23 protein-coding genes, 2 tRNA genes and 3 pseudogenes are annotated in these 24,934 nt (G+C 59.7%); 12 read left to right on the forward strand and 16 right to left on the reverse strand.

Annotated features, from left to right (window positions below; genetic code table 11):
• Positions 1–98: 98 nt before the first annotated feature.
• Together ACR9ZQ_RS21000 and ACR9ZQ_RS21005 are read right to left on the reverse strand one after the other, a co-directional pair.
• A complete protein-coding gene (locus ACR9ZQ_RS21000) occupies positions 99–341 on the reverse strand; it encodes a ribbon-helix-helix domain-containing protein (RefSeq protein ID WP_037105511.1) in 243 nt (80 codons plus the stop codon).
• Between the two features lie 212 nt (positions 342–553).
• On the reverse strand, positions 554–1,102 hold the full coding sequence (locus tag ACR9ZQ_RS21005; protein WP_481428728.1) for an HdeD family acid-resistance protein: 549 nt from the start codon (positions 1,100–1,102) through the stop codon (positions 554–556).
• 141 nt (positions 1,103–1,243) lie between these two features.
• On the opposite strand from ACR9ZQ_RS21005, the gene betI reads away from it, so the two are divergent.
• Genes betI through betA form a run of 3 tightly spaced genes read left to right on the forward strand, consistent with a single transcriptional unit; the run spans position 1,244 to position 5,034 of the window.
• Positions 1,244–1,831, forward strand: coding sequence for a transcriptional regulator BetI (gene betI, locus ACR9ZQ_RS21010; RefSeq protein ID WP_310378159.1), 588 nt, complete (start codon positions 1,244–1,246; stop codon positions 1,829–1,831).
• A gap of 34 nt (positions 1,832–1,865) precedes the next feature.
• A complete protein-coding gene (gene betB, locus ACR9ZQ_RS21015; RefSeq protein WP_481428729.1) occupies positions 1,866–3,329 on the forward strand; it encodes a betaine-aldehyde dehydrogenase in 1,464 nt (487 codons plus the stop codon).
• 52 nt (positions 3,330–3,381) lie between these two features.
• On the forward strand, positions 3,382–5,034 hold the full coding sequence (gene betA / locus ACR9ZQ_RS21020; RefSeq protein ID WP_481428730.1) for a choline dehydrogenase: 1,653 nt from the start codon (positions 3,382–3,384) through the stop codon (positions 5,032–5,034).
• On the opposite strand, the gene ACR9ZQ_RS21025 is transcribed toward betA, so the two are convergent.
• The 6 genes and pseudogenes from ACR9ZQ_RS21025 to ACR9ZQ_RS21050 form a co-directional block, all read right to left on the reverse strand.
• Positions 5,035–5,328: a type II toxin-antitoxin system RelE/ParE family toxin gene (locus ACR9ZQ_RS21025; RefSeq protein WP_481428731.1), complete on the reverse strand. Its 294-nt coding sequence runs from the start codon at positions 5,326–5,328 to the stop codon at positions 5,035–5,037.
• A 7-nt stretch (positions 5,329–5,335) separates the two neighbouring features.
• A pseudogene (locus ACR9ZQ_RS21030) lies at positions 5,336–5,605 on the reverse strand (YlcI/YnfO family protein); the annotation flags it as partial.
• A gap of 195 nt (positions 5,606–5,800) precedes the next feature.
• Positions 5,801–8,035: a methyl-accepting chemotaxis protein gene (locus tag ACR9ZQ_RS21035; protein ID WP_310378172.1), complete on the reverse strand. Its 2,235-nt coding sequence runs from the start codon at positions 8,033–8,035 to the stop codon at positions 5,801–5,803.
• Between the two features lie 535 nt (positions 8,036–8,570).
• Positions 8,571–9,041 (reverse strand): DUF6644 family protein, encoded by a 471-nt coding sequence (locus ACR9ZQ_RS21040; RefSeq protein ID WP_310378175.1) that lies wholly within the window; start codon positions 9,039–9,041, stop codon positions 8,571–8,573.
• Positions 9,042–9,048: 7 nt separating this feature from the next.
• Positions 9,049–9,435 (reverse strand): DUF6152 family protein, encoded by a 387-nt coding sequence (locus ACR9ZQ_RS21045; protein ID WP_310378177.1) that lies wholly within the window; start codon positions 9,433–9,435, stop codon positions 9,049–9,051.
• A gap of 93 nt (positions 9,436–9,528) precedes the next feature.
• The gene (locus ACR9ZQ_RS21050; protein ID WP_007818882.1) at positions 9,529–9,975 is read right to left on the reverse strand and encodes an RrF2 family transcriptional regulator; all 447 of its coding nucleotides are present in this window, start codon (positions 9,973–9,975) and stop codon (positions 9,529–9,531) included.
• Positions 9,976–10,394: 419 nt separating this feature from the next.
• Here ACR9ZQ_RS21050 and ACR9ZQ_RS21055 point away from each other — a divergent pair, with 419 nt between their 5' ends.
• The 3 genes from ACR9ZQ_RS21055 to cysN are packed head-to-tail and all read left to right on the forward strand — an operon-like array spanning position 10,395 to position 13,595.
• Positions 10,395–11,138 (forward strand): phosphoadenylyl-sulfate reductase, encoded by a 744-nt coding sequence (locus ACR9ZQ_RS21055; protein WP_310378181.1) that lies wholly within the window; start codon positions 10,395–10,397, stop codon positions 11,136–11,138.
• A gap of 17 nt (positions 11,139–11,155) precedes the next feature.
• Positions 11,156–12,109 (forward strand): sulfate adenylyltransferase subunit CysD, encoded by a 954-nt coding sequence (cysD, locus tag ACR9ZQ_RS21060; protein WP_113323134.1) that lies wholly within the window; start codon positions 11,156–11,158, stop codon positions 12,107–12,109.
• Position 12,110: 1 nt separating this feature from the next.
• Positions 12,111–13,595, forward strand: coding sequence for a sulfate adenylyltransferase subunit CysN (gene cysN, locus ACR9ZQ_RS21065; protein WP_481428732.1), 1,485 nt, complete (start codon positions 12,111–12,113; stop codon positions 13,593–13,595).
• Between the two features lie 25 nt (positions 13,596–13,620).
• On the opposite strand, the gene ACR9ZQ_RS21070 is transcribed toward cysN, so the two are convergent.
• Positions 13,621–14,673, reverse strand: coding sequence for a LacI family DNA-binding transcriptional regulator (locus tag ACR9ZQ_RS21070; protein ID WP_310378185.1), 1,053 nt, complete (start codon positions 14,671–14,673; stop codon positions 13,621–13,623).
• A 522-nt stretch (positions 14,674–15,195) separates the two neighbouring features.
• Between ACR9ZQ_RS21070 and ACR9ZQ_RS21075 the strand changes: the two genes are divergently transcribed.
• On the forward strand, positions 15,196–16,701 hold the full coding sequence (locus ACR9ZQ_RS21075; protein WP_481428733.1) for a DegQ family serine endoprotease: 1,506 nt from the start codon (positions 15,196–15,198) through the stop codon (positions 16,699–16,701).
• 51 nt (positions 16,702–16,752) lie between these two features.
• Here the strand turns inward: ACR9ZQ_RS21075 and pdxR are convergent, their stop codons facing one another.
• Positions 16,753–18,159, reverse strand: coding sequence for a MocR-like pyridoxine biosynthesis transcription factor PdxR (gene pdxR / locus ACR9ZQ_RS21080; RefSeq protein WP_481428734.1), 1,407 nt, complete (start codon positions 18,157–18,159; stop codon positions 16,753–16,755).
• Positions 18,160–18,265: 106 nt separating this feature from the next.
• Between pdxR and ACR9ZQ_RS21085 the strand changes: the two genes are divergently transcribed.
• Both ACR9ZQ_RS21085 and yghU read left to right on the forward strand, forming a co-directional pair.
• Positions 18,266–18,931, forward strand: coding sequence for a GNAT family N-acetyltransferase (locus ACR9ZQ_RS21085; RefSeq protein WP_310378191.1), 666 nt, complete (start codon positions 18,266–18,268; stop codon positions 18,929–18,931).
• A gap of 141 nt (positions 18,932–19,072) precedes the next feature.
• Positions 19,073–19,951, forward strand: coding sequence for a glutathione-dependent disulfide-bond oxidoreductase (gene yghU / locus ACR9ZQ_RS21090; RefSeq protein WP_481428735.1), 879 nt, complete (start codon positions 19,073–19,075; stop codon positions 19,949–19,951).
• Positions 19,952–20,280: 329 nt separating this feature from the next.
• On the opposite strand, the gene ACR9ZQ_RS21095 is transcribed toward yghU, so the two are convergent.
• From ACR9ZQ_RS21095 to ACR9ZQ_RS21110, 4 genes are all read right to left on the reverse strand, one after another.
• A complete protein-coding gene (locus tag ACR9ZQ_RS21095; RefSeq protein ID WP_310378195.1) occupies positions 20,281–20,466 on the reverse strand; it encodes a hypothetical protein in 186 nt (61 codons plus the stop codon).
• A 374-nt stretch (positions 20,467–20,840) separates the two neighbouring features.
• A complete protein-coding gene (locus tag ACR9ZQ_RS21100) occupies positions 20,841–21,554 on the reverse strand; it encodes a class I SAM-dependent methyltransferase (protein WP_481428736.1) in 714 nt (237 codons plus the stop codon).
• A 690-nt stretch (positions 21,555–22,244) separates the two neighbouring features.
• Complete coding sequence (locus ACR9ZQ_RS21105) at positions 22,245–22,391, reverse strand: hypothetical protein (protein WP_310378201.1); 147 nt, start codon at positions 22,389–22,391, stop codon at positions 22,245–22,247.
• 404 nt (positions 22,392–22,795) lie between these two features.
• Positions 22,796–22,872 (reverse strand) — tRNA-Pro (locus ACR9ZQ_RS21110).
• A 261-nt stretch (positions 22,873–23,133) separates the two neighbouring features.
• Between ACR9ZQ_RS21110 and ACR9ZQ_RS21115 the strand changes: the two genes are divergently transcribed.
• On the forward strand, positions 23,134–23,544 hold the full coding sequence (locus ACR9ZQ_RS21115) for a hypothetical protein (RefSeq protein ID WP_113323120.1): 411 nt from the start codon (positions 23,134–23,136) through the stop codon (positions 23,542–23,544).
• A gap of 95 nt (positions 23,545–23,639) precedes the next feature.
• Here ACR9ZQ_RS21115 and ACR9ZQ_RS21120 read toward each other — a convergent pair.
• Positions 23,640–24,239, reverse strand: a pseudogene (locus tag ACR9ZQ_RS21120) (acyl-[ACP]--phospholipid O-acyltransferase); the annotation flags it as partial.
• On the opposite strand from ACR9ZQ_RS21120, the pseudogene ACR9ZQ_RS21125 reads away from it, so the two are divergent.
• Positions 24,239–24,383 (forward strand): annotated as a pseudogene (locus ACR9ZQ_RS21125) (TetR/AcrR family transcriptional regulator); the annotation flags it as partial. The pseudogenes ACR9ZQ_RS21120 and ACR9ZQ_RS21125 sit on opposite strands and share 1 nt — an antisense overlap.
• 19 nt (positions 24,384–24,402) lie before the next feature.
• Here ACR9ZQ_RS21125 and ACR9ZQ_RS21130 read toward each other — a convergent pair.
• Positions 24,403–24,477: transfer RNA gene (locus ACR9ZQ_RS21130), tRNA-Gln, on the reverse strand.
• Positions 24,478–24,635: 158 nt separating this feature from the next.
• Between ACR9ZQ_RS21130 and ACR9ZQ_RS21135 the strand changes: the two genes are divergently transcribed.
• Positions 24,636–24,932 (forward strand): cupin domain-containing protein, encoded by a 297-nt coding sequence (locus ACR9ZQ_RS21135; RefSeq protein ID WP_037105544.1) that lies wholly within the window; start codon positions 24,636–24,638, stop codon positions 24,930–24,932.
• Positions 24,933–24,934 lie beyond the last annotated feature (2 nt).

Genomic DNA, 24,934 nt, shown 5'->3' on the forward strand with positions numbered 1-24,934 from the left:
AACGAACCCTTTCCTCAGTATGAAACTTTCATGAACGCGCAACCGCTCATGCACGCCAAGCGCTTATTAGATTTTCGAGTTTACAATCAACGGCTTATTCAGGCCGAACGGCGATGCTCGGCTTCATGATCGGCGAACATATCGGCGACGCATCTGCCGCCGCTGGGTGCGCTTTCATCGGCCAGGACTTCGCTGCGATATTCGCCCAATTTGCGGGCGGCATCCCACAGGCGCAGTGCCTCGCGCACGACTTCGCTGCTCGATGCATATCCGCCTTGATCGACAGCATCGCGAATGCCGGCTGCCTGGAGCGGTGAGATGGAAACGGTGACCATCGGCATGGAATTCTCCTCCCATTCTTTTTCGGCAGAGACTGCCTCGGGGGTCCATTTTCGGCTTCTGGGGCGACAAGCGCCAATGCCGAAGTGCCTTAGCACAGGAGGCGGCTCTTCTGCGGAGCCGGCCTTCAATCGCAGAATTTTAGTACCCCACCATGTTCTTGTCAAAAAAGAAACGGCCTAATCGGAACATCGGCCCGCCTCTCTCCACAGTTTCAAGAACGGATACCTAGGCCGAAGGTGAGCATTGTCCAGCCCTGAACGACGAGATCGACCGCCAGGAAGAGACCGAGGATCCAGAGGCTATTGACGGGCCAGCCAAGCGCGATCACGAAGCCTGCGAGAGCTGTGATGAGGCCGCTCGCAACAATCCAGCCCCAGCCCTTGAGCGGCCGCATGCGCAGTCCGACGAAGAGGCGGAAGACACCGGCAATAAGCAGCGCGATGGCCAGAAACAAGGTCAAAGCGGCGGACGTGAGGATGGGGTTGATGAAGGCACAGACGCCAGCGAGCACATAGAGGATGCCACTCAACGCCCAGAAGAGCACATGATCCCAGCCGCGCACCTGGAAGGCGTGGATGAGATAGATGACACCGCCTGCCAGCATCAGCATGCCGACATAAAAGACCGAAGCGACTGTCGCCATCAGCAGGTTGCTGAGGGCGATGAGGCCACAGATGAGAAGCAGCACGCCGAGACCGACGAACCATACCCATTTCGACCGCAGCGGGGATTCGGGCATTCCGTCGTAAATATTGGCCATTGGCGCACCTCCTGATTGCTGGAGATATGCTGCAGCAATTTCTCACGAAAAGAGGTGATCCGGATCAATCCGGCGAAAGATTTTTGTTGATTGACCAGTCAATCAAAAATACGCTTCAATCCATTCTCGGGAGAAATGAGCTTGCCGAAGGTTGGAATGGAACCGGTGCGCCGCAAGGCGCTTGTGGATGCAGCGCTGCGGGTGATCGGCGATCACGGCTCGCTGACCGTCACCATGTCCGATATCGCCCGGCGGGCGGGGGTGTCGCCTGCCCTTGCCCACCACTATTTCGGCAGCAAGGAACAGCTGCTGATCGAGACAATCCGTTCCCTCTTACGCCAGCTGCGCGACGACGCGGTGACGGCACTGGGACAAGCGGCAACGCCACGGCAGCGGATCTCGGCCATCATCCGCGTCAGCTTTAACGCCGACCAGTTCGCGCCGCAGACGATTGCCGCCTGGCTTGCCTTCTATGCCGAGGCGCAGCGATCCGAAGAGACACGGCGTTTCCTCGTCATCTATGCGCGGCGCCTGCGCTCCAACCTGCTTGCGGCCCTCAAGGCGCTTTGCCCAGACGATGCCGCAGAACGCATCGCGGAGGGCGCGGCCGCGATGATCGACGGACTCTATATCCGGCAAAGTCTGAAATCGGCGCCGATCAGCATTACAGCCTCGATCGCGCTGACGGAGGATTATGTAACGATGCAGCTCGACCGCATCGGCAAATGAACAACCTCATGCCAACCAGCCAGGGAACAGCGACATGAAAGCCCAGCCGAAAGCATCGCACTTCATCGACGGGGAATATGTCGAGGATGACAGCGGCACCCTCATCGAAAGCATCTATCCGGCAACCGGTGAAGTGATCGCCCGGCTTTATGCCGCAACGCCCGCGATTGTCGAGAAGGCGATCGCGGCTGCCAAACGCGCTCAGCCGGAATGGGCGGCACTGAGCCCGATGGCGCGCGGGCGCATCCTGAAGCGCGCGGCCGAGATCATGCGTGAGCGCAACCGCGAACTTTCAGAGCTGGAAACGCTCGATACCGGCAAGCCGATCCAGGAAACTGTTGTCGCCGACCCGACCTCGGGCGCCGACGCCTTCGAGTTCTTCGGCGGCGTAGCACCGGCGGGACTGAACGGCTCGCATATCCCGCTCGGCCAGGACTTTGCCTATACGAAGCGCGTGCCGCTCGGTGTGTGCGTCGGCATCGGCGCCTGGAATTATCCGCAGCAGATCGCCTGCTGGAAGGGTGCGCCGGCGTTGGTGGCAGGTAACGCCATGGTCTTCAAGCCCTCGGAGACCACGCCGCTCGGTGCGCTGAAGATTGCCGAAATCCTGCACGAGGCCGGTCTGCCGAAGGGGCTCTACAACGTTATCCAGGGCGACCGGAACACCGGGCCGCTGCTCGTCAACCACCCCGACGTCGCCAAGGTTTCGCTGACCGGCTCGGTCCCGACCGGGCGCAAGGTGGCTGCCGCGGCAGCAGGCCAGCTCAAGCACGTGACGATGGAGCTTGGCGGCAAGTCGCCGCTGATCGTCTTCGACGACGCCGATCTCGACAGCGCCGTCGGCGGCGCGATGCTCGGCAATTTCTATTCTACGGGCCAGGTCTGCTCCAACGGCACGCGCGTCTTCGTGCAGAAGAAGATCAAGGGTGAATTCCTGAAACGGCTGAAGACGCGAACCGAAGCGATCCTCATCGGCGACCCGATGGATGAAGCCACGCAGCTCGGTCCGATGGTCTCCTGGGCACAGCGCGAGAAGGTGCTTGCCTATATCGAGAAGGGCAAGGCCGAGGGTGCGACGCTGGTGACCGGCGGCGGTATCCCGAACCATGTGACGGGCGAAGGCTATTATGTGCAGCCGACCGTCTTTGCCGACGTGACAGACGGTATGACGATCGCGCGCGAAGAGATCTTCGGACCAGTCATGTGTGTGCTCGATTTCGACGATGAAGCCGAGGTGATCAAGCGCGCCAATACGACGGAGTTCGGCCTCTCCGGCGGCGTATTCACTGCCGATCTGACACGCGCTCACCGCGTCGTCGACCAGCTGGAGGCCGGCACGCTCTGGATCAATACCTACAATCTCTGCCCGGTAGAAATCCCCTTCGGGGGATCGAAGCAATCGGGCTTCGGACGGGAGAATTCGCTGGCAGCGCTTGAGCACTATAGCGAGCTGAAGACGGTTTATGTCGGCATGGGGCCGGTTGCCTCGCCGTACTAAGCCTATCCAAAATCGACGCATCCGTTGCACACGACAATCCAAAGGGAACAGCATGCAACAGGCAGATTTCGTCATCGTCGGCTCCGGCTCGGCAGGTTCGGCGCTGGCCTACCGGCTTTCGGAAGACGGCAAGAACGCGGTCATCGTCATCGAGGCGGGCGGCTCGGATTTCGGGCCGTTCATCCAGATGCCGGCCGCCCTTGCCTGGCCGATGAGCATGAAGCGCTATAACTGGGGCTATCTTTCCGAGCCCGAAGCCCACCTCAACAACCGGCGCATCACCGCGCCGCGCGGCAAGGTGATCGGCGGTTCCTCCTCCATCAACGGCATGGTCTATGTGCGCGGCCATGCGGAAGACTACAATCGGTGGGAAGAGCTCGGCGCGAATGGCTGGGCCTATGCGGATGTGCTGCCCTATTTCAAGCGCATGGAGAACTCGCACGGCGGCGAGGAAGGCTGGCGCGGCACGGACGGCCCGCTGCATGTGCAGCGCGGCGTGGTGAAGAACCCGCTGTTTCACGCCTTCATCGATGCCGGAAAACAAGCGGGCTTCGAAACGACCGAGGATTATAACGGCTCGAAGCAGGAAGGCTTCGGGCTGATGGAACAGACCATCCATCGCGGCCGGCGCTGGTCGGCGGCAAGCGCCTATCTGAAGCCGGCGCTGAAGCGGCCGAACGTTGAGCTCGTCAAAGGCTTTGCGCGCAGGATCATCATCGAGAATGGCCGCGCGACGGGCGTGGAAATCGAGCGCGGCGGCGCAACCGAGATCGTCAAGGCTAATCGCGAGGTGATCGTCTCGGCCTCCTCCTTCAATTCGCCGAAACTCTTGATGCTCTCCGGCATCGGCCCCGGCGGGCATCTGCAGGACATGGGCATTGAGGTAAAGGTCGACCGGCCGGGCGTCGGCGCCAATCTGCAGGACCATATGGAATTCTATTTCCAGCAGATCTCGACCAAGCCGGTGTCGCTCTATTCCTGGCTGCCATGGTTCTGGCAGGGTGTCGCCGGTGCACAATGGCTGCTTTCCAAGGGCGGGCTTGGCGCTTCCAACCAGTTCGAAGCCTGCGCCTTCCTGCGTTCCGCGCCGGGGCTGAAGCAGCCTGATATCCAATATCATTTCCTGCCGGTCGCCATCAGCTATGACGGCAAGGCGGCGGCCAATACGCACGGCTTCCAGGTGCATGTCGGCTACAATCTATCGAAATCACGGGGCAACGTTACGCTGCGCTCCGCCGATCCGAAGGCTGATCCGGTGTTGCGTTTCAATTATATGAGCCATGCCGAAGACTGGGAGAAGTTCCGTCATTGCGTGCGCCTCACCCGCGAGATTTTCGGCCAAAAGGCCTTCGACCACTATCGCGGCCCGGAAATCCAGCCAGGCGAGAAGGTTCAGACGGACGAACAGATCGATGCGTTCCTGCGCGAGCATCTCGAAAGCGCGTACCACCCTTGTGGAACTTGCCGGATGGGATCGAAGGACGATCCGATGGCCGTGGTCGATCCCGAAACGCGGGTGATCGGCGTCGATGGCCTGCGGGTCGCAGACAGCTCGATCTTCCCGCATGTCACCTACGGCAACCTCAACGGCCCATCGATCATGACCGGTGAGAAGGCCGCGGACCATATTCTCGGCAAACAGCTGATAGCCCGCTCCAATCAGGAGCCGTGGGTCAATCCGCGCGCGGCGGTAAGCGACCGGTGATCAGTGGTAGTCTTCTTCGCGGTGGTGACCGACGGCGAGCACGATGACGGTCGCTTCGTCGATCACTTTGAGAAGAATGTCATATCCAGCTGGGCCGAACGGCACGACGACGCAGCAGCGGACCATCCGCGGAAACGCGTCTGGCCTCAGCGGAAAATCCTGCAGTATCATCAGAGCCTTTTCGATGCCGCTGATGGCGCGTTCCGCCAGATCCGGATTGCGTTCAACTAGAAAATCGGAGGGCCGCCCCAAATCCTCGTAGAAGGTTTGGGTGTACTTTGACTCGAAAGTCATTTCTGTCGCGCGACTTTGCAGGCTTTCGCCTTTTCAAGCTTTCGCGCATCAACTTCATGACGTCGGCCGTCGTGTGATGGATACCAGTCCGTTCCGCCTCCGCCAAGCCGGCCAGGCCTCGTGCAATGAATTCGGCCTGGATCTTTCCATAATCGATCTGACGGCGCACTGAATCCTCGATGAGAGACGACAAGCCCTCGCCTTCTTTCAGAACGCTTTCGGCAGCGGCGCGCAATTCAGGATCCGCGCGAAGAGAAGGAAGCGATGCGGTTTTCATGATCCGCCCCATGCATTGCAACTGCGATGCAATATGGCGGATCGCCGTGCCATGTTCGACGTCCCTCTGTCGAAGGGCATAAAAAACTAGAGCGGGATGCCAGAAAGTGTGCGCGGTTTTCGGCATCCCGCTCTTATCTTTTTGATTGAGAGACGGGTCCAGATTTCAGGTCGATGCGACCTGAAATCATCCGCTTCAGGCCGCGCGAGATACCTTTCGGCCTTGCTCTCTCTGCGTTCGCATCTGGAACTGGGCCAGCAGTTCGGAAAGACGACCGCTTTCTTCCGCGAGACCTGCTCCGGCGGCGTTCATCTCTTCGACCATCGCGGCGTTCTGCTGCGTGACCTGATCCATATGGTTCACGGATGTATTGATTTCCGAAAGACCGGATGCCTGTTCCTTGGCGGCAACTGCGATCGCTTCCATATGCTGGTTTATCGCTACAACCAGTTGCGCGATTTCCTTCAAACCGTCGCCGGTATTGTTGACCAGAGTAACACCCTGATTGACCGCAGCCTCGGAGTTGCCGATCAGCGTCTTGATTTCCTTGGCCGCCTGGGCCGAACGCTGGGCAAGCTCACGAACCTCCTGAGCCACAACCGCAAAGCCCTTACCGGCTTCGCCCGCCCGGGCTGCCTCGACACCGGCGTTCAGCGCAAGAAGGTTGGTCTGGAACGCGATCTCATCGATGACACCGATGATGTTGCTGATCTGGCTGGATGCGGTTTCGATCTTCTGCATGGCATCGACAGCGTTCGATACCACTTCCCTGGAGGTTTCCGCACGAGCGCTCGCATGACGGACCATCTCGCGTGCTTCGCTGGCGCGTTCCGATGTCTGCTTGACGTTGGTCGTGACTTGCTCCAGCGCGGCGGCCGTTTCTTCCAGCGACGCAGCCTGCTGTTCGGTGCGCTTGGAAAGCTGGTCCGAGGCGGTCGAAATTTCGCCGCTGCCGCTGCGAACGCTGCGCGCAGTATGGCTCACACTTTCAAGCGTAGTACGCAACTGGCGCACGGAATCGTTGAAGTCGTGGCGAAGCGTCTCGAATTGTTCGCTGAAGACCTCGTCGATCTCGCACAACATATCGCCGGAGGCGAGGCGCTTGAGACCGTCGGCAAGTCCCGATGTCGCCTGCGTCAAACGCTCTTCCGCCTCGCGTTCCACCTTTTGCTGGATGGCGATACGCTCGATCTCGGACGCCTGGCGCGAACGCTCCGCTTCTGCTTCCAGGTTCTTGTTGTGAAGCGCGGCCTGCTTGAACACTTCGACCGCGCGGGCCATCTCGCCGATCTCGTCCGTTCGGTTGGCGCCGGAGACGACAACCGAAAGGTCCCCGCTTGCCAGCTTGCGCATGACCGCCGTCAGCATGCTGATCGGATTGGCGACACGGAAAACTACCATCATGATTCCGGCGATCGACAGAGCAAATGTAAGGAGTGTAGCGACACTATAAATAATGATCGACTGCGTTGCGGCGGAAACATTTTCAGACGTTGCGTTCGTCATCTCCGTCAGCGCCGCTGCTGCGATGTCAGCGAGCGAAGCCTGCGCCGGGCCTGCAGGTTTGCGCCATTCGTCGACAGCGATGTTCATCGGCTGACCGGCCTGGAAAGATTTGATCGCTGCTACCCGCTGATCCGCAAAGGGTCCGGCAAAGTAGGTCGTCTGCGCGGTGTCGTACAATTTCACGAGCCGCGCAGGCGTTGCCGGGCTGCGTACTATCTGCGTGATGACACTCCATGCAAAATTGACCTTCGCATCCAGGAGAGCGATTTCCGCAAGCTTGCCGGCGGGCAAAGCTTCTTTGGCGATAATCGCACCCACAAATGTCGAGTTTGCCGATCCGGCATTTGTGCGGGCCGACCATGCAAGCGAGCGAAGCTGCGTGAACATCATCATTCCGGGCTCGCGCGCATTGATGGCAGCCTCGACGTCGTTGGCGGCCTTTTCGAGGTCGCCCAGCATCTTATCCGCCAGTGGCAGAACCTGCGCGGCCAAGGCGGGGTCACGATTGGCGACCGGCATTTTCAGAGCCGCGTCGATCTGCTGACGGAAGGACATCCATTGACTGTACCCCTGAAGGACAGGGGAAAGCGAGGTCCGCAGCGCGGTCGAACCGCTGTCGTCATTCAAGTCTTTGATCGCTGCAAACGCGGGATCGACACTCTTTCGCCCCGCTTCGAGGTTGACCAGGCTGGATTGCGTTTCAGAGGGCTCGAGTTTGATGGCCGACGAAATAGCGCCGCGCTCGCCGCGCAATCCGAGCAGTGCATCGAACAGCCTCGCGTCGAGCTGAGCGAGCTCCGAAAGCCGTGTGGAATTCTGATAGACGCGAACTTCCTGCTGCAGCATGCTGCCGACAAGTCCAATGACTGCAAGACTTAATCCCACAAAGGCTAGAACCAAAGTGTGCTTGATCGAAATTTTCACTTTAACTACCCCAAAAAGACAGCAATCACGGCCCGAATTATGCTTCGTCGAAGCTCAACAAATGCTTCCTGCAGCAACCGAATTGCCTACCCGCAACCCGTTGCGTTCAAAGATATTATGAGCTTGCGCGAAAACGATAAAAATTGAATTAAACGCTTGCAGGTTACAATATGACTGGCTGGCAGCTCTCAGTTTTTTCGCCAGATGCCATGCGCAGGTACCGACGCAACTTTCGACCGACGATCGTCAGTGTGCGAATGGACACTGAGTCCCGCGTCTTGCACTCTTTGGCGAATGAGTCATGCATGCCTAACTGAGACTAGCGCTACTTTGGCGGATCGAGGGTTAATCAACCAACAGGTGGGAAGGCATGTCCTCTAAGGAGGACGGGCCATGGATTGGGATGCTGCCTGACGGAATGGTTGACGCCATTTGTCGATCTGCCTGGTCACAAGAAACGGCGGATGCTCGTCGGCGCCGTTCCGGCAGGGGCTGCCCGCCGACGGCGCAGCTGAGCGACATCAGGACGATCACGTCAGAGAAAACCGATCCACCTGCCGGTCACAACGGCTGCGATCCATATCATCGCAGAAAGAGCTGCGGAGAGCCGTATGGCGGGATGGATGGTGCCGATCGTGATTGCGGTTTGCCATCCCTGCCCAGCATGAACCAGGAGCACATTGAGGATGCCGAAAGCGATCAGTCCGAGCTTGGCAAGGAAGGCGGGATTGGCGGCATATTCGCCCGGGCGGACGCTGAAGAGGCAGAAGCCGGTGAGCAAAGCCAGGGCGAGGCCGACACCGGCCGAACGGGACAGGAATGGCGCAACGACCTCCACCGGAACCTTACCAAAAAAGCCGGCGAGCCTGAGATCAAGCGGCAAGATGGCGCCGACCAGAAGACCGATCGCCAGGATATGGGCAGCATTGACGAACATGTAGAGCGTCGCGGAGCGCCGAAGCTCGACCGCGAGCGTAGTGGCAGCCAGCCATTCGAGAAGCTCCATGACGACATCAGTTCGTCTGGATGCGTTCCGGATAAATATCGTAGCGCTTTTCACCAATGGTGATGCGCACCGCCTTCAGCCGCTTCTCGGTGCGGTCCTGCGACCGGTTTCCGAGCGCTATGACCTGATCGCCCGGCTTTGCGACACCTTCCACGAAACCTGCGCGTTCCGTCTGGCGCGGATTGCCGAGCTCGACGCGCCAGACACCGTCATCGACGGTTGCGACATCGAGCGTCGGATGCGGCCCGCCCATCGAGATCTGCTGGATGGTGCCGCGAAGCTCGATCTGGTCGGCTTCCGCCCATGACCAACCGTGATGGGCCGCAGCACTGGTTGCGACTGTAGCCGACAGCAGGACAGCTGCCAGCGCTCTCTTTCCCGAAAGTGCAAACATGATGTTTCTCCCTACCCGAATGCATGGGCAGGTGGAACATGTCAGGCAGATGGAAAGGTCACTCACCGAATCTTGAAGGCCGGCGAGAGGGGATCAGGCAAGCAGACGGGTGACTTCCGCGCCACGCTTGGTGCCGACGGCATCGGCAATCGTCGTGGAGAACAGGACCTTGCGGGTGGCGTCCGCTACCTTGGCGAAGACGTGGCGAATTTGGCAAGTCTGCTCGCCGTCGCAATCATCGCACTTGCGGTAGGCGGTGATCGACAGGCAGGGTAGTGGTGCGATCGGGCCATCGATGATGCGCAGGATCTCGCCGAAGGTGATGCTGTGGGCAGGCTTCAGCAGCAGATAGCCGCCCTGCTTGCCGCGGCGGCTGACGACGATGCCGTGATGTTTGAGGTCGAGCAGGATCTGTTCCAGAAACTTCTTCGGGATCTTTTGCTGCACGGCAATGTCGGAAATCATGACGGGTTCGTCGGCCGCAGCTTCCGCCAGAACCGTCAGCGCCCGCAGCGCATATTTTGCCTTTTGCGTAATCATCTCGGACCGTCGACACACACAGAGCGGTGTCGAATCCCGACATCGCCAAAAAAGCTAATTGCCTCTATTGCACGGCCAGCATGAACGGAATTTGAACAAGCCGGAAAAGCCTTGAGAGACAAGTATTTTGGCCCTGTTTTTCACCCTCGGCCAACAGCTGATAATCTATGTCAAAAGAGGACAATTTTCATCATCGCCGCCATCAATTCAGATTTCCAATTGACAGGCGCCGTGTAACACTACTATTTCTATAGACATTAAGTTCGAGGCGCCACTTCTGCGCCTGCGGCTGCTTTTCTGCATTGCGGCAGGATGGGAGAGATATTTGCTCCGCTAAGCAGTCCTTTCGAAATCCCTTTTTCTGTCCGATCCGTCCTTCAGCTGTAATACTCCGGCCAATATCAAGGACAGGATCCCCCATGACTGTTATCAATCCGATCGAAGAAGCCGAGGCTTTGGCTGACAAGCTTTCGGGTCTCGACCTCGCCGGCCGGCTTTCGTTCGTCGCCGGCCTTGGCGGGCGTGTGGTCTTCACCACCTCGCTCGGCATCGAGGACCAGGTCATCACCGCCGAGATCGGCACGCATCGCCTGCCGATCGACGTTGTCACGCTGCAGACAGGGCGGCTTTTCCCCGAAACGCTCGCGCTAATCGACGAGACCGAGAGCCAGTACGACATTCACATCACCCGCTATGAACCGGAGCAGGCCGATATCGACGCTTACGCGGCGAAATACGGCATAAACGGTTTCTATGAGAGCGTCGAAGCCAGACATGCCTGTTGTGGCGTGCGCAAGCTGAAGCCGCTTGCGCGGGCGCTAGCAGGCGCAACAATCTGGATCACCGGCCTGCGCCGCGGCCAGTCGGCCAACCGCGCCGAAACGCCCTTTGCTGAATATGACGCCGAACGCCACCTTCTGAAGGTCAACCCGCTCGCAGACTGGGATATCGAGAAGATCAAGGCCTTTGTCGCCGACAATGGCGTGCCGGTGAACCCGATGCATGCACGTGGCTATCCCTCGATCGGCTGCGAGCCCTGCACGCGCGCCATCAAGCCCGGCGAGCCGGAACGCGCCGGCCGTTGGTGGTGGGAACAGGATGAGAAGCGCGAATGCGGTCTGCATGTCGCCGAAGAGGCGACCGCGATCGCCGTGCAGCAATAAGAAGTCTGGAGTACGAAATGCCCGATACCCGTCAGGATACGGAACTGAACAATCCGCAGAGTGCCAAGCCGCCACTCGACCCGCATCTGAAAGCCCTGGAAAACGAAGCGATCCACATCTTCCGCGAAGTTGCCGCCGAATTCGAGCGTCCGGTGATGCTCTATTCGATCGGCAAGGATTCCTCCGTCCTGCTGCATCTTGCCCGCAAGGCCTTCTATCCCGGCCGCGTGCCCTTCCCGCTGCTGCATGTGAATACCGGCTGGAAGTTCGCCGAGATGATCACCTTCCGCGACGAGATCGTGAAGAAGTACGATCTCGATCTCATCGAGCACATCAATCCGCGCGGTGCAGCTGAAAACATCACGCCCTTCACCTATGGCTCGGCCCGCTATACCGATATCATGAAGACGGAAGCGCTGCGCAATGCGCTGGATGCCGGCCAGTACGACGCCGCCTTCGGCGGCGCACGGCGCGACGAGGAAGCCTCCCGTGCCAAGGAACGCATCTATTCCTTCCGCACGCCCGACCATCGCTGGGACCCGCGCAACCAGCGCCCGGAGCTCTGGAACGTCTATAACGGCCAGATCCGCAAGGGTGAAAGCGTTCGCGTCTTCCCGCTCTCGAACTGGACCGAGGTCGACATCTGGCGCTATATCCAAGCCGAGGATATTCCGATCGTGCCGCTCTATTTCGCGGCCAAGCGCCCCTATGTCGAGCGTGACGGCATGATGATTGCGGCCTCCGATCCGCGCCTAGAACTGCTGCCCGGCGAAACGAAGCAGGAAGACTTCATCCGCTTCCGCACGCTCGGCTGCTTCCCGCTGACGGGCGCGATCCGCTCGACCGCCACCACCCTTGAAGAGATCATCGCGGAGCTGGAGATCGCCACGGTTTCCGAGCGCCAGGGCCGCGCCATTGACCGTGACCAGTCCGGCTCCATGGAAAAGAAGAAGCGTGAAGGATATTTCTGAGATGACTGCAGCAGTTCCCGCAAACGTCGTCGCCGTGCCCGCCGCCGAGCCACTCAAGGCCGTGCGCAACTCGCGCCCGTTGCGCCTCATCACCTGCGGCAGCGTCGATGACGGCAAGTCCACCCTGATCGGCCGCCTGCTCTGGGACACAAAGGCAGTCAAGGAAGATCAGGCGGCGACGCTTCGCCGCGATTCCACCGGCAAGCAGAACGATCTCGGCCTGCCCGATTTCGCACTGTTGCTCGATGGGCTGCAGGCCGAGCGCGAACAGGGCATCACGATCGATGTCGCCTATCGCTATTTCTCGACCGACAAGCGCTCCTTCATCGTTGCCGACACGCCCGGCCACGAGCAGTATACCCGCAACATGGCGACTGGCGCATCCACGGCCGATCTCGCCGTGCTGCTGGTCGATGCCCGCGCCGGCATTCTCGAGCAGACGCGCCGCCACGCGACGATCGCATCGCTGCTCGGCATCAAACAGTTCGTGCTTGCCGTCAACAAGATCGACCTGACGAATTACGACCGCGCCGGCTTCGACAAGATCACCCACGAGTTCAAGGAATTCGCACTTTCGCTCGGCGTCAAGCAGATCACCGCGATCCCGATGTCGGCGCTGAAGGGCGAAAACGTCGTCTATTCCGGCCAGGCAGCAATGCCCTGGTATAGCGGCCCAACGCTGGTCGAAACGCTGGAACATGCAACCGTGCGCTCCGGCCAGACGACCGGTTTCCGCCTTTCGGTTCAGCGTGTTTCGCGTCCGGGCGAAAGCTTCCGCGGCTATCAGGGCACGGTTGCCGGCGGCTCTGTGAAGCCAGGCGACAGCGTCATGATCCTGCCCTCGGGCATGGTTGCAAATGTCACAAAGATCGTCACCTTCGATCTGGTGCGTAATGCGGCAGTTGCCGGTGATGCGATCACGCTCGTTCTCGACCGTCAGGTGGACGTCGCACGCGGCGACATGATCGTTTCGATCGACTCGCAGCCGCAGACCGGCCTTTCCTTCGATGCACAGGTCGTTGCGCTGCAGCCTGAGGGCATCGAGGCCGGCAAGCGCTACTGGCTGAAGAGCGGCTCGCGCCGCCAGCGTGTTCAGGTCGAGCCCGTCAGCCAGCTGGAGCTCAAGACCGGCACATGGAATTCCGCCCAGCGGCTTTACATGAACGCCATCGGCAAGGTGCGTCTCGTTTTCGACGAAGCGGCAATCTTCGATCCCTACGAGCAGAACCGCGCCACCGGCTCCTTCATCCTGATTGACCCCGAGACCAACAACACCATCGCCGGCGGCATGGTGACCGGCAAGCGCGCCGATGTCAGCGGCCTGCATGGCAATGATGCCCGCGTGATCCTGTCGCTTCCGGCGGACCTTGCCGAGCAGATCATGGCAAGCGAGTTGTTCGCCAAGCGTAGCCACGAAGCGGAGGTGCGCCGCATGACGGCATCGGAAGCGGCCGAGCTCTGGTCGAGCGCCGCCAGCGATATCTAAGAAAAAGGGGCCGGTCGGCCCCTTTTTATTGCTTCGGCATCGAGCGCGTCGACCCGCGCTCGATGATCGAAAAGCCGAGATCGACCCTGTGCTCCTCTGCCGGCTCTTCGCGGATGGCGCGTAGCAGCATATCGGCGACGCGGCGGCCAAGATCATGACGCGGAACATGCACCGTCGTCAGAGATGGCGAGGTGAACTGCGCGAATTCCAGATCGTTGAAGCCGCAGATACCGAAATCATCGGGCACGCTGATACCGCGTTCATTGCATTCGATCAGCGCGCCGAGGGCGAGATCATCATTTTGCGCAAGGATCGCATCGAGATCCTGCACCCGCTCCAGCAGCTCGCTGAACAGGCGCCGTCCGAGACCAATGCTGGTGGAACCGTCTTCGCCGTGTGTCAGCGACGGATTGTCGAGACCGGCCCGGCGCATGGCCTCCTCATATCCCGCACGACTGCGGCGCGAGCGGATATCGCTGAGCCCGCCAATGAAACCAATCCGCTTGTACCCTTTCGACAAAAGGAACCGGGCGGCGGCGGCGGCGGCGACATGATGCGACATGCCGACAAGCAGCGTTTCCGGCGGCTGGCTGAGATCGGCAACGTGGGCGACCGGAAAAGCGGCCGCATCCATCAGCGTCGCAAGGCCGTCGTAATATTCCGCGTTGACGAGGATGATCCCGGCCGGCTTCTGCGCCAGGAAGGATTTGAACTGGTTGATCTCCTGATCGACGTCGTTGAGCGTGTTGGCATATTGCACGCGCAGATCCGTAGCGCGCAACCGCTCCTCGATGCCCATCATCACACCGGTGAAGCAGGGATGATGAAGCGACGGCGTGATGACGCCGACGATGCCGCTGTGGCGGCCGGCAAGAGCGCGGGCGGCAAGATTGGGGATGTAGCCCATCTCGTCGACTGTGCGCAGGATGACCTCTCGCAGCTCTTCAGAGACGATTTCGGGATTGCGAAGCGCACGCGAGATTGTGATCGGACTGACCCCTACCCTCTTTGCAACATCACTCAGCTTTACATGGGAACCGCGTTTATTTTCCCGCCCCGGCTTCACTGAATCCCTCATCGCTTCCCGCATGCCGCCGCGAGCCTGGCTCTCCGCCAATTCGCAGCTTTCTCTTTCTGAAGAAAAATTAATTTAGAGTCTACTAACATTTTAATGTTCTGCCTCAACCAAGCCGCGAAAAAACATCAACAACCGTTGCGAATTGTTCGATTTAATACGCGCTGGCAGGCCGGCAGATCACGGGAAAGTGGGATATATTTTACTATTCTGGCACCTTGCGGTGCGGGCAACAGCAGGCGCGGAGAGAATTGCGGCAATGCTTGGTCAGCCAAGATTAAATTATAGTAATGTCTTACGATACCGTAATAAAAACATGATCAATGTTTAATTTGTAAATCCCGCAGAACGGGTCATATAGGTATCAAGCGCCAGTTCTTTCCAAACACAGTATTCGCCACATCATACAGGCGAAATCCAGGTAATATACGGTAAAAACTGGCGGCAATACTTATCGACGCCAAGGTCCATGGCATGGAACCAAGACGCCATTCAATGCCAACGCTCTCGCAAGGGACTTCCACCATGTCAAACATTCTTCGCAAGCATCGGGCCGCAGCACTTGTCGGAGCGGCCATCGTTCTCGGCGCGGCCTCCCTGCCCTTCGCCATCTCCTCTTCCTCGGCGGCTCTTGCTGCACCGGCCGAGACCGGCGGCATTCTTGCCTCCAACGGCTCGTTTGCTTCCGTCGTCGATGCCGACAAGCCGGCCGTGGTAACCATCACCACCACGATGAAGGCGACCAACGCCAGCGCCGACAGTTCACCGATGGACGAGCAGTTCCGCCAGTTCTTCGAACAGCAGGGTATTCCTCTACCGCACCAGGCACCACAGCAGCAGCAACCGCAGCAGCATGCCATGGCGCTCGGCTCCGGCTTCGTCATCAGCCCCGACGGCGTGATCGTCACCAATAACCACGTCATCGACAATGCCATCGACATCAAGGTCACACTCGATGACGGCACCGAACTGCCGGCCAAGCTGCTTGGCGCCGATGCCAAGTCCGACCTCGCGGTTCTGAAGGTTCAGGCTCCGCATCCGCTTGCGACCGTCGCCTGGGGCGATTCAGACAAGCTGAAGCTCGGCGACCAGATCCTTGCCATCGGCAACCCGTTCGGCATCGGCACGACGGTGACGGCCGGCATCGTCTCGGCCCGCGGCCGTGACCTGCATAGCGGCCCCTATGACGACTTCATCCAGATCGATGCACCGATCAACCACGGCAATTCCGGCGGCCCGCTGGTCGATCGTGACGGTAATGTCGTCGGCATCAATACCGCCATCTACTCGCCGAACGGCGGCAGCGTCGGCGTCGGCTTCGCTATTCCTTCGTCTGAAGCAAAGACGATCGTCGCCAAGCTGCAGAAGGACGGTTCGATCGATCACGGCTATCTCGGCGTGCAGATCCAGCCGGTCACCCAGGATGTCGCCGATGCTGTCGGCCTCTCCAAGGCTGAAGGCGCGCTGGTTGCTGCCGTTTCCAACGAAGCGCCCGCAGCGCATGCCGGCGTGAAGACCGGCGACATCGTGACGGCCGTCGGCAGCGAAAGCGTCAAGACGCCGAAGGATCTGTCGCGCCTCGTTGCCGATCTGTCCCCAGGTGCGAAGGAAACGCTGACTGTCTGGCGTGACGGCAAGACGGTCGATCTCAACGTCACCGTCGGCGGTAATGAAGACACCCAGAAGCAGGCTGCCGTCGAAAGCAGCGACGACCAGGGCCAGGCTGCCGGCCAGCCGAGCCTCGGCATCGGCCTTGCCGACCTGACGCCCGATGTCCGCCAGCAGCTTAATCTGCCTCACAGCGTTGCCGGCGCAGTCGTTGCCAACGTCAACCCGGACAAGTCGGCGGCAGCGGCCGGCATCCAGCCCGGCGACGTGATCGTCTCGGTCAACGACAAGCCGGTGCATGATGCCCGCGACGTCAAGACCGCCGTTGCCGATGCCGGCAAGTCCGGTCGCAAGTCGGTGCTACTGTTGATCGAACGCGGCGGCAACAAAACCTTCGTGGCCGTGCCCTTCGCCGCCGCTTGAAGGGCATCCACGCGAGCGCTGCGCCCGGACCAGGTCCGGGCGCAGTTGTTTCTAACCAAGCATCAACTTCAGATCGGCTGCCAGTCTTTGAACGGCAGCCGCTTCCGCTTGCGAGATACCAAAGAGGATGCCGGGGGCAGATTTGCCGATAAAGAAACCCGACATCGCCATCAGACCATAGCCTGATGCATTCACCTTCCCGACGACCGCCCGGTCATCCACCGTCGCATCGCGAAACCAGGCAGCAAGCTGCAGTCCGCCATTGCCGCCCGAAATGACAAGTCTTCCGCCAAAATGGCTCTCCAGCATCCCGATCGTCCGGGCCATGCGCTCGGCATATTGCTGGTTCATACGCCTCAAATAGGCGCGCAGACGGCCCTCATTGATGAAATCGGCAAGTGCCGCCTGGATATGGGTGGAGACGGCAACGCCCCTGCGATGCAGCGCCTCCGAAGCCTCTGATACCAGCCAGCGCGGCACGACGGCATAGGCGACACGCAGGCCGGGCGCCAGCACCTTCGAGAAGGTGCCGACATAAGCCACGACCTCCGCCCTGTCGATGCCCTGCAAGGCGGCGATCGGTCGCGAGCCATATTGAAAATCGCTGTCGTAATCATCCTCGACGATAAGGCTTTCGTGACGGCGCGCTGCCTCCAGCAGCGCCAGCCGGCGCGGCAGGCTGAGCGTGGCGCCGGTCGGATATTGATGGGATGGCGTCACGTAGATCAGCGCCGGCTGCGAGCCTTCCGCCCGGGAAACGTCGATGCCGTGCTCGTCGCAGGGAACCGGCACGATGTCGGCGCCGGCATCGCCGAGCAGCAAGCGCGCAGCAGCGTAGCCAGGATCTTCCATCCATGCGGTCTTGCGCCCGCTCCTGCTCAGCATTGACCTCGCTAGCATGTCGATCGCCGCGCGCGTGGAGGGCATGATCATGACCTGCTCCGGCTCGGCGACCACGCCGCGCGTCGCCGAGATATGCTCGAGGATGGCTTTGCGTAGTTCGCGGATACCGGTCGGGTTCTCATAGCCGAGATGATGGCTGCGCAGCGAACGGCTGCAGGAAGCAAGGTGGCGGCTCCAGGCTGCATGCGGGAAATCCGATACGTCAGTCACACCGGGCCGGAACAGGCCACGATAGGAAGGCTGATCCGATCTCGCCTCCTCAATGGGAGCGCTATCGTCCCTCTGGCGTTCCGGCCACATGCGTTCGAGTGCGACAACCCGCGTCGCAGTACCCGCAGAGGCCTCGATATAACCTTCGGATCTCAGGCGGTCATAGGCCTCTACCGCCGTGGAGCGTGCAACACCGAGCGAAGCCGCAAAGGCACGGGTCGATGGCAGCTTATGGCCGGCCGGAAGCTGGCCGAGCAGGATGCGGTCGCGCAGGCTTCGATAGATCTGGCCAGTCAGATCGCCGCCGTTTCGATCGAGGCTCAGCCATGTGGGTGCGGATGTCATCAGTCAACTGGTCTGCCAAAAAGATCAAAAGTGGACTTTTACTCCAGTCCATTAGCAAGGCAAGAGCAGCCGGAGTTCAATGCAGCAGTTCAATGGAATGATGGATATGACAAAGGATCTTGCCGACTGGAAGGGCGTTGCCCGCCCCGCCCGCGCCCCGATTGAGGGCCGCTACACACGCCTGGAACCGCTGGACGCCGCAAAGCACGGCGCCGATCTGCTCCGCTCGGCGCAGCAGCCGGGCGCAGAGGACCGCTTCCGCTATCTCTTCGAAGCAGCACCGGCCGATATGGCAGCCTTCACGCCCTGGCTGGAAAGGTCCGTCGCCAGCGAAGACCCGCTGTTCTTTGCCGTCATCGACAAGGCAACGGGACGCGCCGAGGGCCGGCAGGGGCTGATGCGCATCGATACCGCCAATGGCGTGATCGAGATTGGCAATATTCTCTGGGGGCCTGAAATCGCCCGCAAGCGCGTGGCGACCGAAGCGCTCTATCTCTGCGCCGCTTATGTCTTCGACACGCTCGGCTACCGGCGTTTCGAATGGAAGTGCAACAATCTCAACGAGCCGTCAAAGCGCGCGGCACAGCGTTTCGGCTTCGCCTTCGAAGGCATCTTCCGCCAGCACATGGTGCAGAAGGGCCGTAATCGCGATACCGCCTGGTTTGCCATCACGGACGGCGATTGGCCGAAGCTGAAGGCCGGCTATGAGGCATGGCTGGCGCCCGAAAACTTCGATGCCGAGGGACAGCAGAAGAGCAAGCTCAGCTTTTAAAAACGCTCTGGTGGCGGCAATTAAAAAGCCGCCGCCCCGATGACAATAACTTCATTGCTACCAATATGTTCATGGGTCCCAATTGAGGTTAAGGGTTGGGCCTTTCACGCAAAGCACGAAGTTATTCTGTCAGGAGCTCATATGACCAGTTCGTCCGAGTACACGCCCCCCAAGATCTGGACCTGGGACAAGGAAAGCGGCGGCCAATTCGCCAGCATCAACCGCCCGATTGCCGGGCCGACCCGTGAAAAAGAGTTGCCGATCGGCCGTCACCCGCTGCAGCTTTATTCACTTGGAACACCGAATGGCGTGAAAGTGACGATCATGCTGGAGGAGCTGCTGGCGCTTGGTCATAGCGGCGCGGAATATGATGCCTGGCTGATCAGGATCGGCGATGGCGACCAGTTCAGCAGCGGGTTCGTCGAGGTCAACCCAAACTCCAAGATCCCGGCACTGATGGACCGCAGCGGCGAAAAGCCGGTGCGCATCTTCGAATCCGGCGCAATCCTCACCTATCTCGCGGAAAAATTCGGCGCCTTCCTGCCGACCGACCCGGCCAAGCGCGCCGAATGCTTCTCCTGGCTGTTCTGGCAGGTCGGCAGCGCGCCCTATCTCGGCGGCGGCTTCGGCCATTTCTATGCCTATGCGCCGACGAAGATCGAATATGCGATCAACCGTTTCGCCATGGAGACCAAGCGCCAGCTCGACGTGCTCGACCGGCGCCTGGCCGAAAGCGAATATATCGCCGGCGACGAGTTCACCATCTCCGACATGGCGATCTGGCCCTGGTATGGCGGCCTCGTGAAGGGCTGGATGTATGGTGATTCCGCCGAATTCCTGCAGGTGCAGGAATACAAGAACATGAAGCGCTGGGCCGACCTGATCGGCGAACGCCCGGCCGTCAAGCGCGGCCGCATGGTCAACCGCGTCAGCGGCGAGCTCTCCAGCCAGCTCCACGAACGCCATGACGCCAGCGACTTCAACACGAAGACGCAGGACAAGCTGCAGCCAGCCGGCTGACGACATCAGAAAGGCAGGCTCGCCGTTACGACGGCGTGCCTGCCCCTGCCAAAAAACGGCGCCAGGCCGAAATCGCAAATTTTCCCACTAAAAATTATGGGTTTTTAAGCGAACTGTACCGAATCCGGCAAAAGTGCCCTCGCCTCATTCTTCCAGTCTTGCTGAAATGCCCAAGCTCTCCTGCCACCTTTCGGAGAGCTTTCCCCATCTACCCCGCCGAAAGCCACCGGCGGGGCTTTTTATTTCAAGCATCTGGGAAATCTCTTGGCCGTGTCAGAGCGGGCTGACGCCGACATCACATTCATAGCTCAGGTGAAAAAGCTTTCGCTCTAACGCCACTTCGGCTGAGGCGTGGAAGCGTTCGCCTGGATCTCGTGGAGTGGCGCCCGATGGCCCAGGAGCTTCTTCAGCTTCTTCTCCTCGGCCGGGCCTATCCCGAATTTTCGGCAGTGCTCCGTGATATCTTGATCTTTCGGGCCGGGGATTCGAACTTGTCGATTGTTCATCTTCTTCATTGATGCTTCCTCCTCCGAAGGAAACCAGCTTAGCGCCAATTTGTTCGTTAGCAACATCTAAAATTTAACGTTTTGGCTATTTCAAATCGGTGGGCGGAGGAGGAAACAGAGCCTGTCGGGCTACGGTGAATACCGGCGCCGGTGAAGTCGGCCTTGCTGATCCTAATGCCGGTGACCCCTATGTTGGGCGATTTTAGACAACGGCGTAAAGCCGGCCGCGAACAGCAGGGGCTACCGCGGATCGGTGGTGACCGACATGAACAGCCGTGTCGTTAGCTGGGCCACCAGCAATCTGTACTTGGCCGTTCAGACCGCCGGCTATTGGGATCGCCGCGGGAAGGACGATTGAGGCGGGCGGGCTTCGACCCGCTCTATCAATCAGCTTTGCAAAGTGCTCCCGCCATATAGACCATGTTCCTCGTGGCAAACTTCGGAGCGATTCTCAGGAGTTTTTGGCGAATTTGGTACTTTAGCCATCCCTTTGCCCGTCCAGCCAAGTACTGTTCGTATTGAATGTCGTGGGCAAAAACCATTAGACGCTCGACCTTAAGGCCACACGTCTTCAGCAAGTTCTCGAAGGAGCCTGGCGTATAAAAGTTGATATGGCCGTAGGGACCGGATTCTCGGATAGACTTCGAAAGATCGTTGGTAAGTTCAAGCGGCAACTCGACATAGAGGTTTCGACTGACACGTTTGGCCTCCCGCAGAAACATCCGTTCATGCTCGACATGTTCGAGAACGTGGATTGCCAGACCCAAGTCGAATGTCTTGTCTGGATGTGGGATTGAATAGCCGTCGAATTGGTCGACCGCTGCCAGAGCTTCGATCTGGCGTGCCCGTATGGCCTCTATACCTGATCGAGATAGCTCCACTGCCGCGAAACGATTGGCAAAGCCATTGTCGGCAAGTTCCGAAAGAACCGCGCCCTCGCCTGCGCCGATATCGATGATTGATTGGAAGCTCTGATCTGCTGCAACTTGCTTGATGTGTCCAGCGGACTGCTTCGCGGCGATTGCGCGTTTCTCAGCGACTTCGCCGTCAGTATAATAGTCCGAATACATTTCGATTATTTCAGCGCTGCTGATCATCCCCGTTCCTCCCCAAGGGGATTATGCGCACCCAACACGCATTAGCAAGTTAGAATTTTCTAAATACACACCAAAGTTGCGTCGGCTATCGCGCGAGCGATCGTCATTTCTTGATACGCGGGGCAGATCCGTGCCGGCAAAGGGGTGGCGTTCGGGTTGCCTATTCCCGCCGGAGCATCCTGTGGATGGCAACCCAGAGCGAAAAAGTACCTTGGGCGATATCGCAATACTCAGCGGCTTCCTTGCGACCAAAGAGGCGTGGCTCAGTAGTCATCTAAAATCTCTTATCAAAACACGTTGAGGCTTTTGCCGCCGGCGCGAACGCCGAAAGCATATTTTTCCATGTCTCCTCAGTGTGGTGACGTGCGGGTTGGTGGGCCGCTGTTAGAAGTGATTGAAGCGAAATAGAGCGGTCAAGTGTTCGTGATGGCTCTCGCATCCGTCTGAGGGAGCGACATTTTGCGTCCAGGCGCTTTGCCACGGGAAGGTGACCATGATGAGCAGAATTCGGACACTGATAATAGGCGTTACGTTGATCGGGCTGACCACTCTGGCCTCAGCGTGCACGACGCACCAAACCTCAAATCGTGCCGATTTCCAGTATCAGCCCAGGACTTCCGTGAATCCTGCCTGTAGCCAGGGCTTCAGGCCGACCAACGCGCTGTCCTGCAGCTATTGAAGATGAAGCGGTCAAGCCGGGTGGCGAAGTTGAACGCCGGGGCCGTTGCCGTTCGAGTCGATGAAGATAATGCCGGCAGCTTCGAGGGCGTACTTTACAGCCTGAAGTGTGCCGATGCGTGGATCGGACTCGCCCCGCTCGATGTTCTTGACGCTCATCTCCGACAGCTTTGGCCGCTGGCATCGACTAGGCGCCAAATATGTCCCCGAGTACAACGGCAAGCCGCCCGATCCGAAACGTGCGTTCAGGAACCTCGTGGATGTCGTGATGGGCGATGATGCGAAAGGCGTTGTCAGGCACACGCTGTGGCACCCGGCCGCCACCTGGCTAATGCAAGCCGCGGCCGATAAGTGGAAAGCTTCGGGCTCACTTAGACATGACCCTTAGACGCCCGAGAAAACCTACGGCCATCAGCATCCCGATCATCAAGCAAATATCGGTGCAGCATTCACCACTGGCCGCGAAGGAAGAAGAAGTGACTATTCATTGCCGCAATCGTTGCCGCGAATTTTCATGCAGCAAAGCCGGAAAAGAAAAAGCCCGCAGAAGCGGGCTTTTCGGCTGGTCGGAGTGGAGTGATTCGAACACTCGACCCCCACGTCCCGAACGTGGTGCGCTACCAGACTGCGCTACACTCCGTGACCAGCGGCGCCTCTATAGACCGGCCTATCATGTTGCGCAAGCGCCAAAATTCAAAAAGTCGTCTGATTTTTTGACAGGCTAATGACAGCACCTTCCGGCCGGCCATGCAGCAAAAAGCCACACCTCCGGCAAATTGTTCACAAGCGCCGAACAGGCAATTTTCTTTTGCCGGGTTACGCGCTAAAGGGCTTGGCGGGACAGGCGAAACCGCCGTGAAGGCGGCTTCGCAGCCACTGGCTAGATATCAGGGACGACACGATGAAATTCCGCACCATGACCGGGGCCGCCGCGCTTGCGATTGCGCTTGCCGGATGCACCACCATACCCACTCCCGGCGATCCGATCGAAGCACGCTGGGTCGGCCAGTCGGCCGGCAAATTCTTTGCCGCCTACGGCCCGCCGCTTAGCGACCGCGACGAAGGCTCGTCGACGATCTACAGCTGGAAGGGCGGCTACAAGACGGTGCGCGTTCCCGCGAAATATGCCGAAGGCGCCGATGGCAAGCGCGGCAAGCAGGTTGCGAGCGCCCGCACGCTCTACCTGCGCTGCCAGGCCGAAATCACCACCAATTCCGACTACACGATCCGCGACATCCGTACCGTGAACGATATTCCGGGCGTGAACGGCCCTTCCTATTGCGCAGAATTCCTGGCGCCGGAACAGAAGTAACGCGGTCTGTCAGAGATACAGATACAGGCGGCCAGAAGCCGCCTGTTTCATTTTCAGAGATCATCGCTGGGCCGTTCAACCGGCGAAGACTGGCTTTATGCCGCCTGCTCCGGCTGCGCCGCGGTTTCGGCCATTTTGCGCGCCGTCACAAAATCCACCTTGCCCGATCCGAGCACCGGCACCGCGCCGATGTTGACCTCGGCCGGCACCATCATATCCATGGCACCCTTCGATTTGGCGAAAGCGAGGAACTCGGCGCGGGTGGCAGTCGGCGCATCGGTCAAAAGAACCAGCCGCTCGCCCTTCTTTGCGTCCGGGATCGAGGAGACGACCGAAAGTGCGCCCGGCCATAATTCCGCAGCAAGGGTCTCGACGGCAGCAAGCGATATCATCTCGCCGCCGATCTTTGCAAAGCGCTTGGCGCGGCCACGGATCTTGACGAAACCGTCCTCATCAATGGTGACGATGTCGCCAGTATCGTGCCAGCCATCGACGAGCGGTTCGAGCACACCGGGATTTTCGGCGCGCAGATAACCAGCCATGACATTGGCGCCGCGAACGACGAGCCGGCCGCCCTCATCGATGCCAGGGACCGGTTCGAGCTTCCATTCCATGCCCGGCAGGATTTTGCCGACCGTGCCCGACTTGTTGTACATCCGCGTGTTGATCGAAATGACCGGCGCGGTCTCGGTGACGCGCCCGCACCCTGTTCGGCGCCGTTCACGGCGTCGTCAGCATCAGTCTCGAAGGCGGCTTCGTCGGCCTGCCCCCCCGAGCGTCTTGCGCGCGAGGTAGATGAGCTTGTGCTGACTATTGCCGCAGGGGCAGCGAACAGGTGAACGGGTTGTCCGAGAGATGTGGCTGGGGCGCCTGGATTCGAACCAGGGGATGGCGGTACCAAAAACCGCTGCCTTACCGCTTGGCTACGCCCCACCAGAGCTGAAGCAAATGCCGCTTCGCCAAAACGTGGCCTGATTAGCAAAGGACTGTCTGCGCCACAATCACTAAGTTCACTGCGACGTCATATTTGTATGCGCTGTCACGTCGGCATGGTAGGACTTCAAGCATCGACACAGCCAATGGAGACACCGTTGAGCCAATATCGCGCCCGTCCGCCGGCGCTTGCGACGCTGATCCTCGATGATGCCGTCGTGCGCATCACGCAGTGGGATTTCGAGCCGGGTGCCGATACCGGCGTTCATACACATGGGTTCGGCTACGTGGTCGTGCCGATGACCGACTGCCAGTTCCTGATCGAGGATGCCGAGGGAAGCCGGCGGGTGGATATCGCCAAGGGCGCTGCCTATCGCCGCGAGGCCGGCACCGAGCACAATGTCGTCAATGCGGGCGACCAGCCCATGTCCTTCATCGAGATCGAATATAAATAGAC

The organism is Rhizobium sp. KNZ14-9A, from assembly GCF_056755015.1.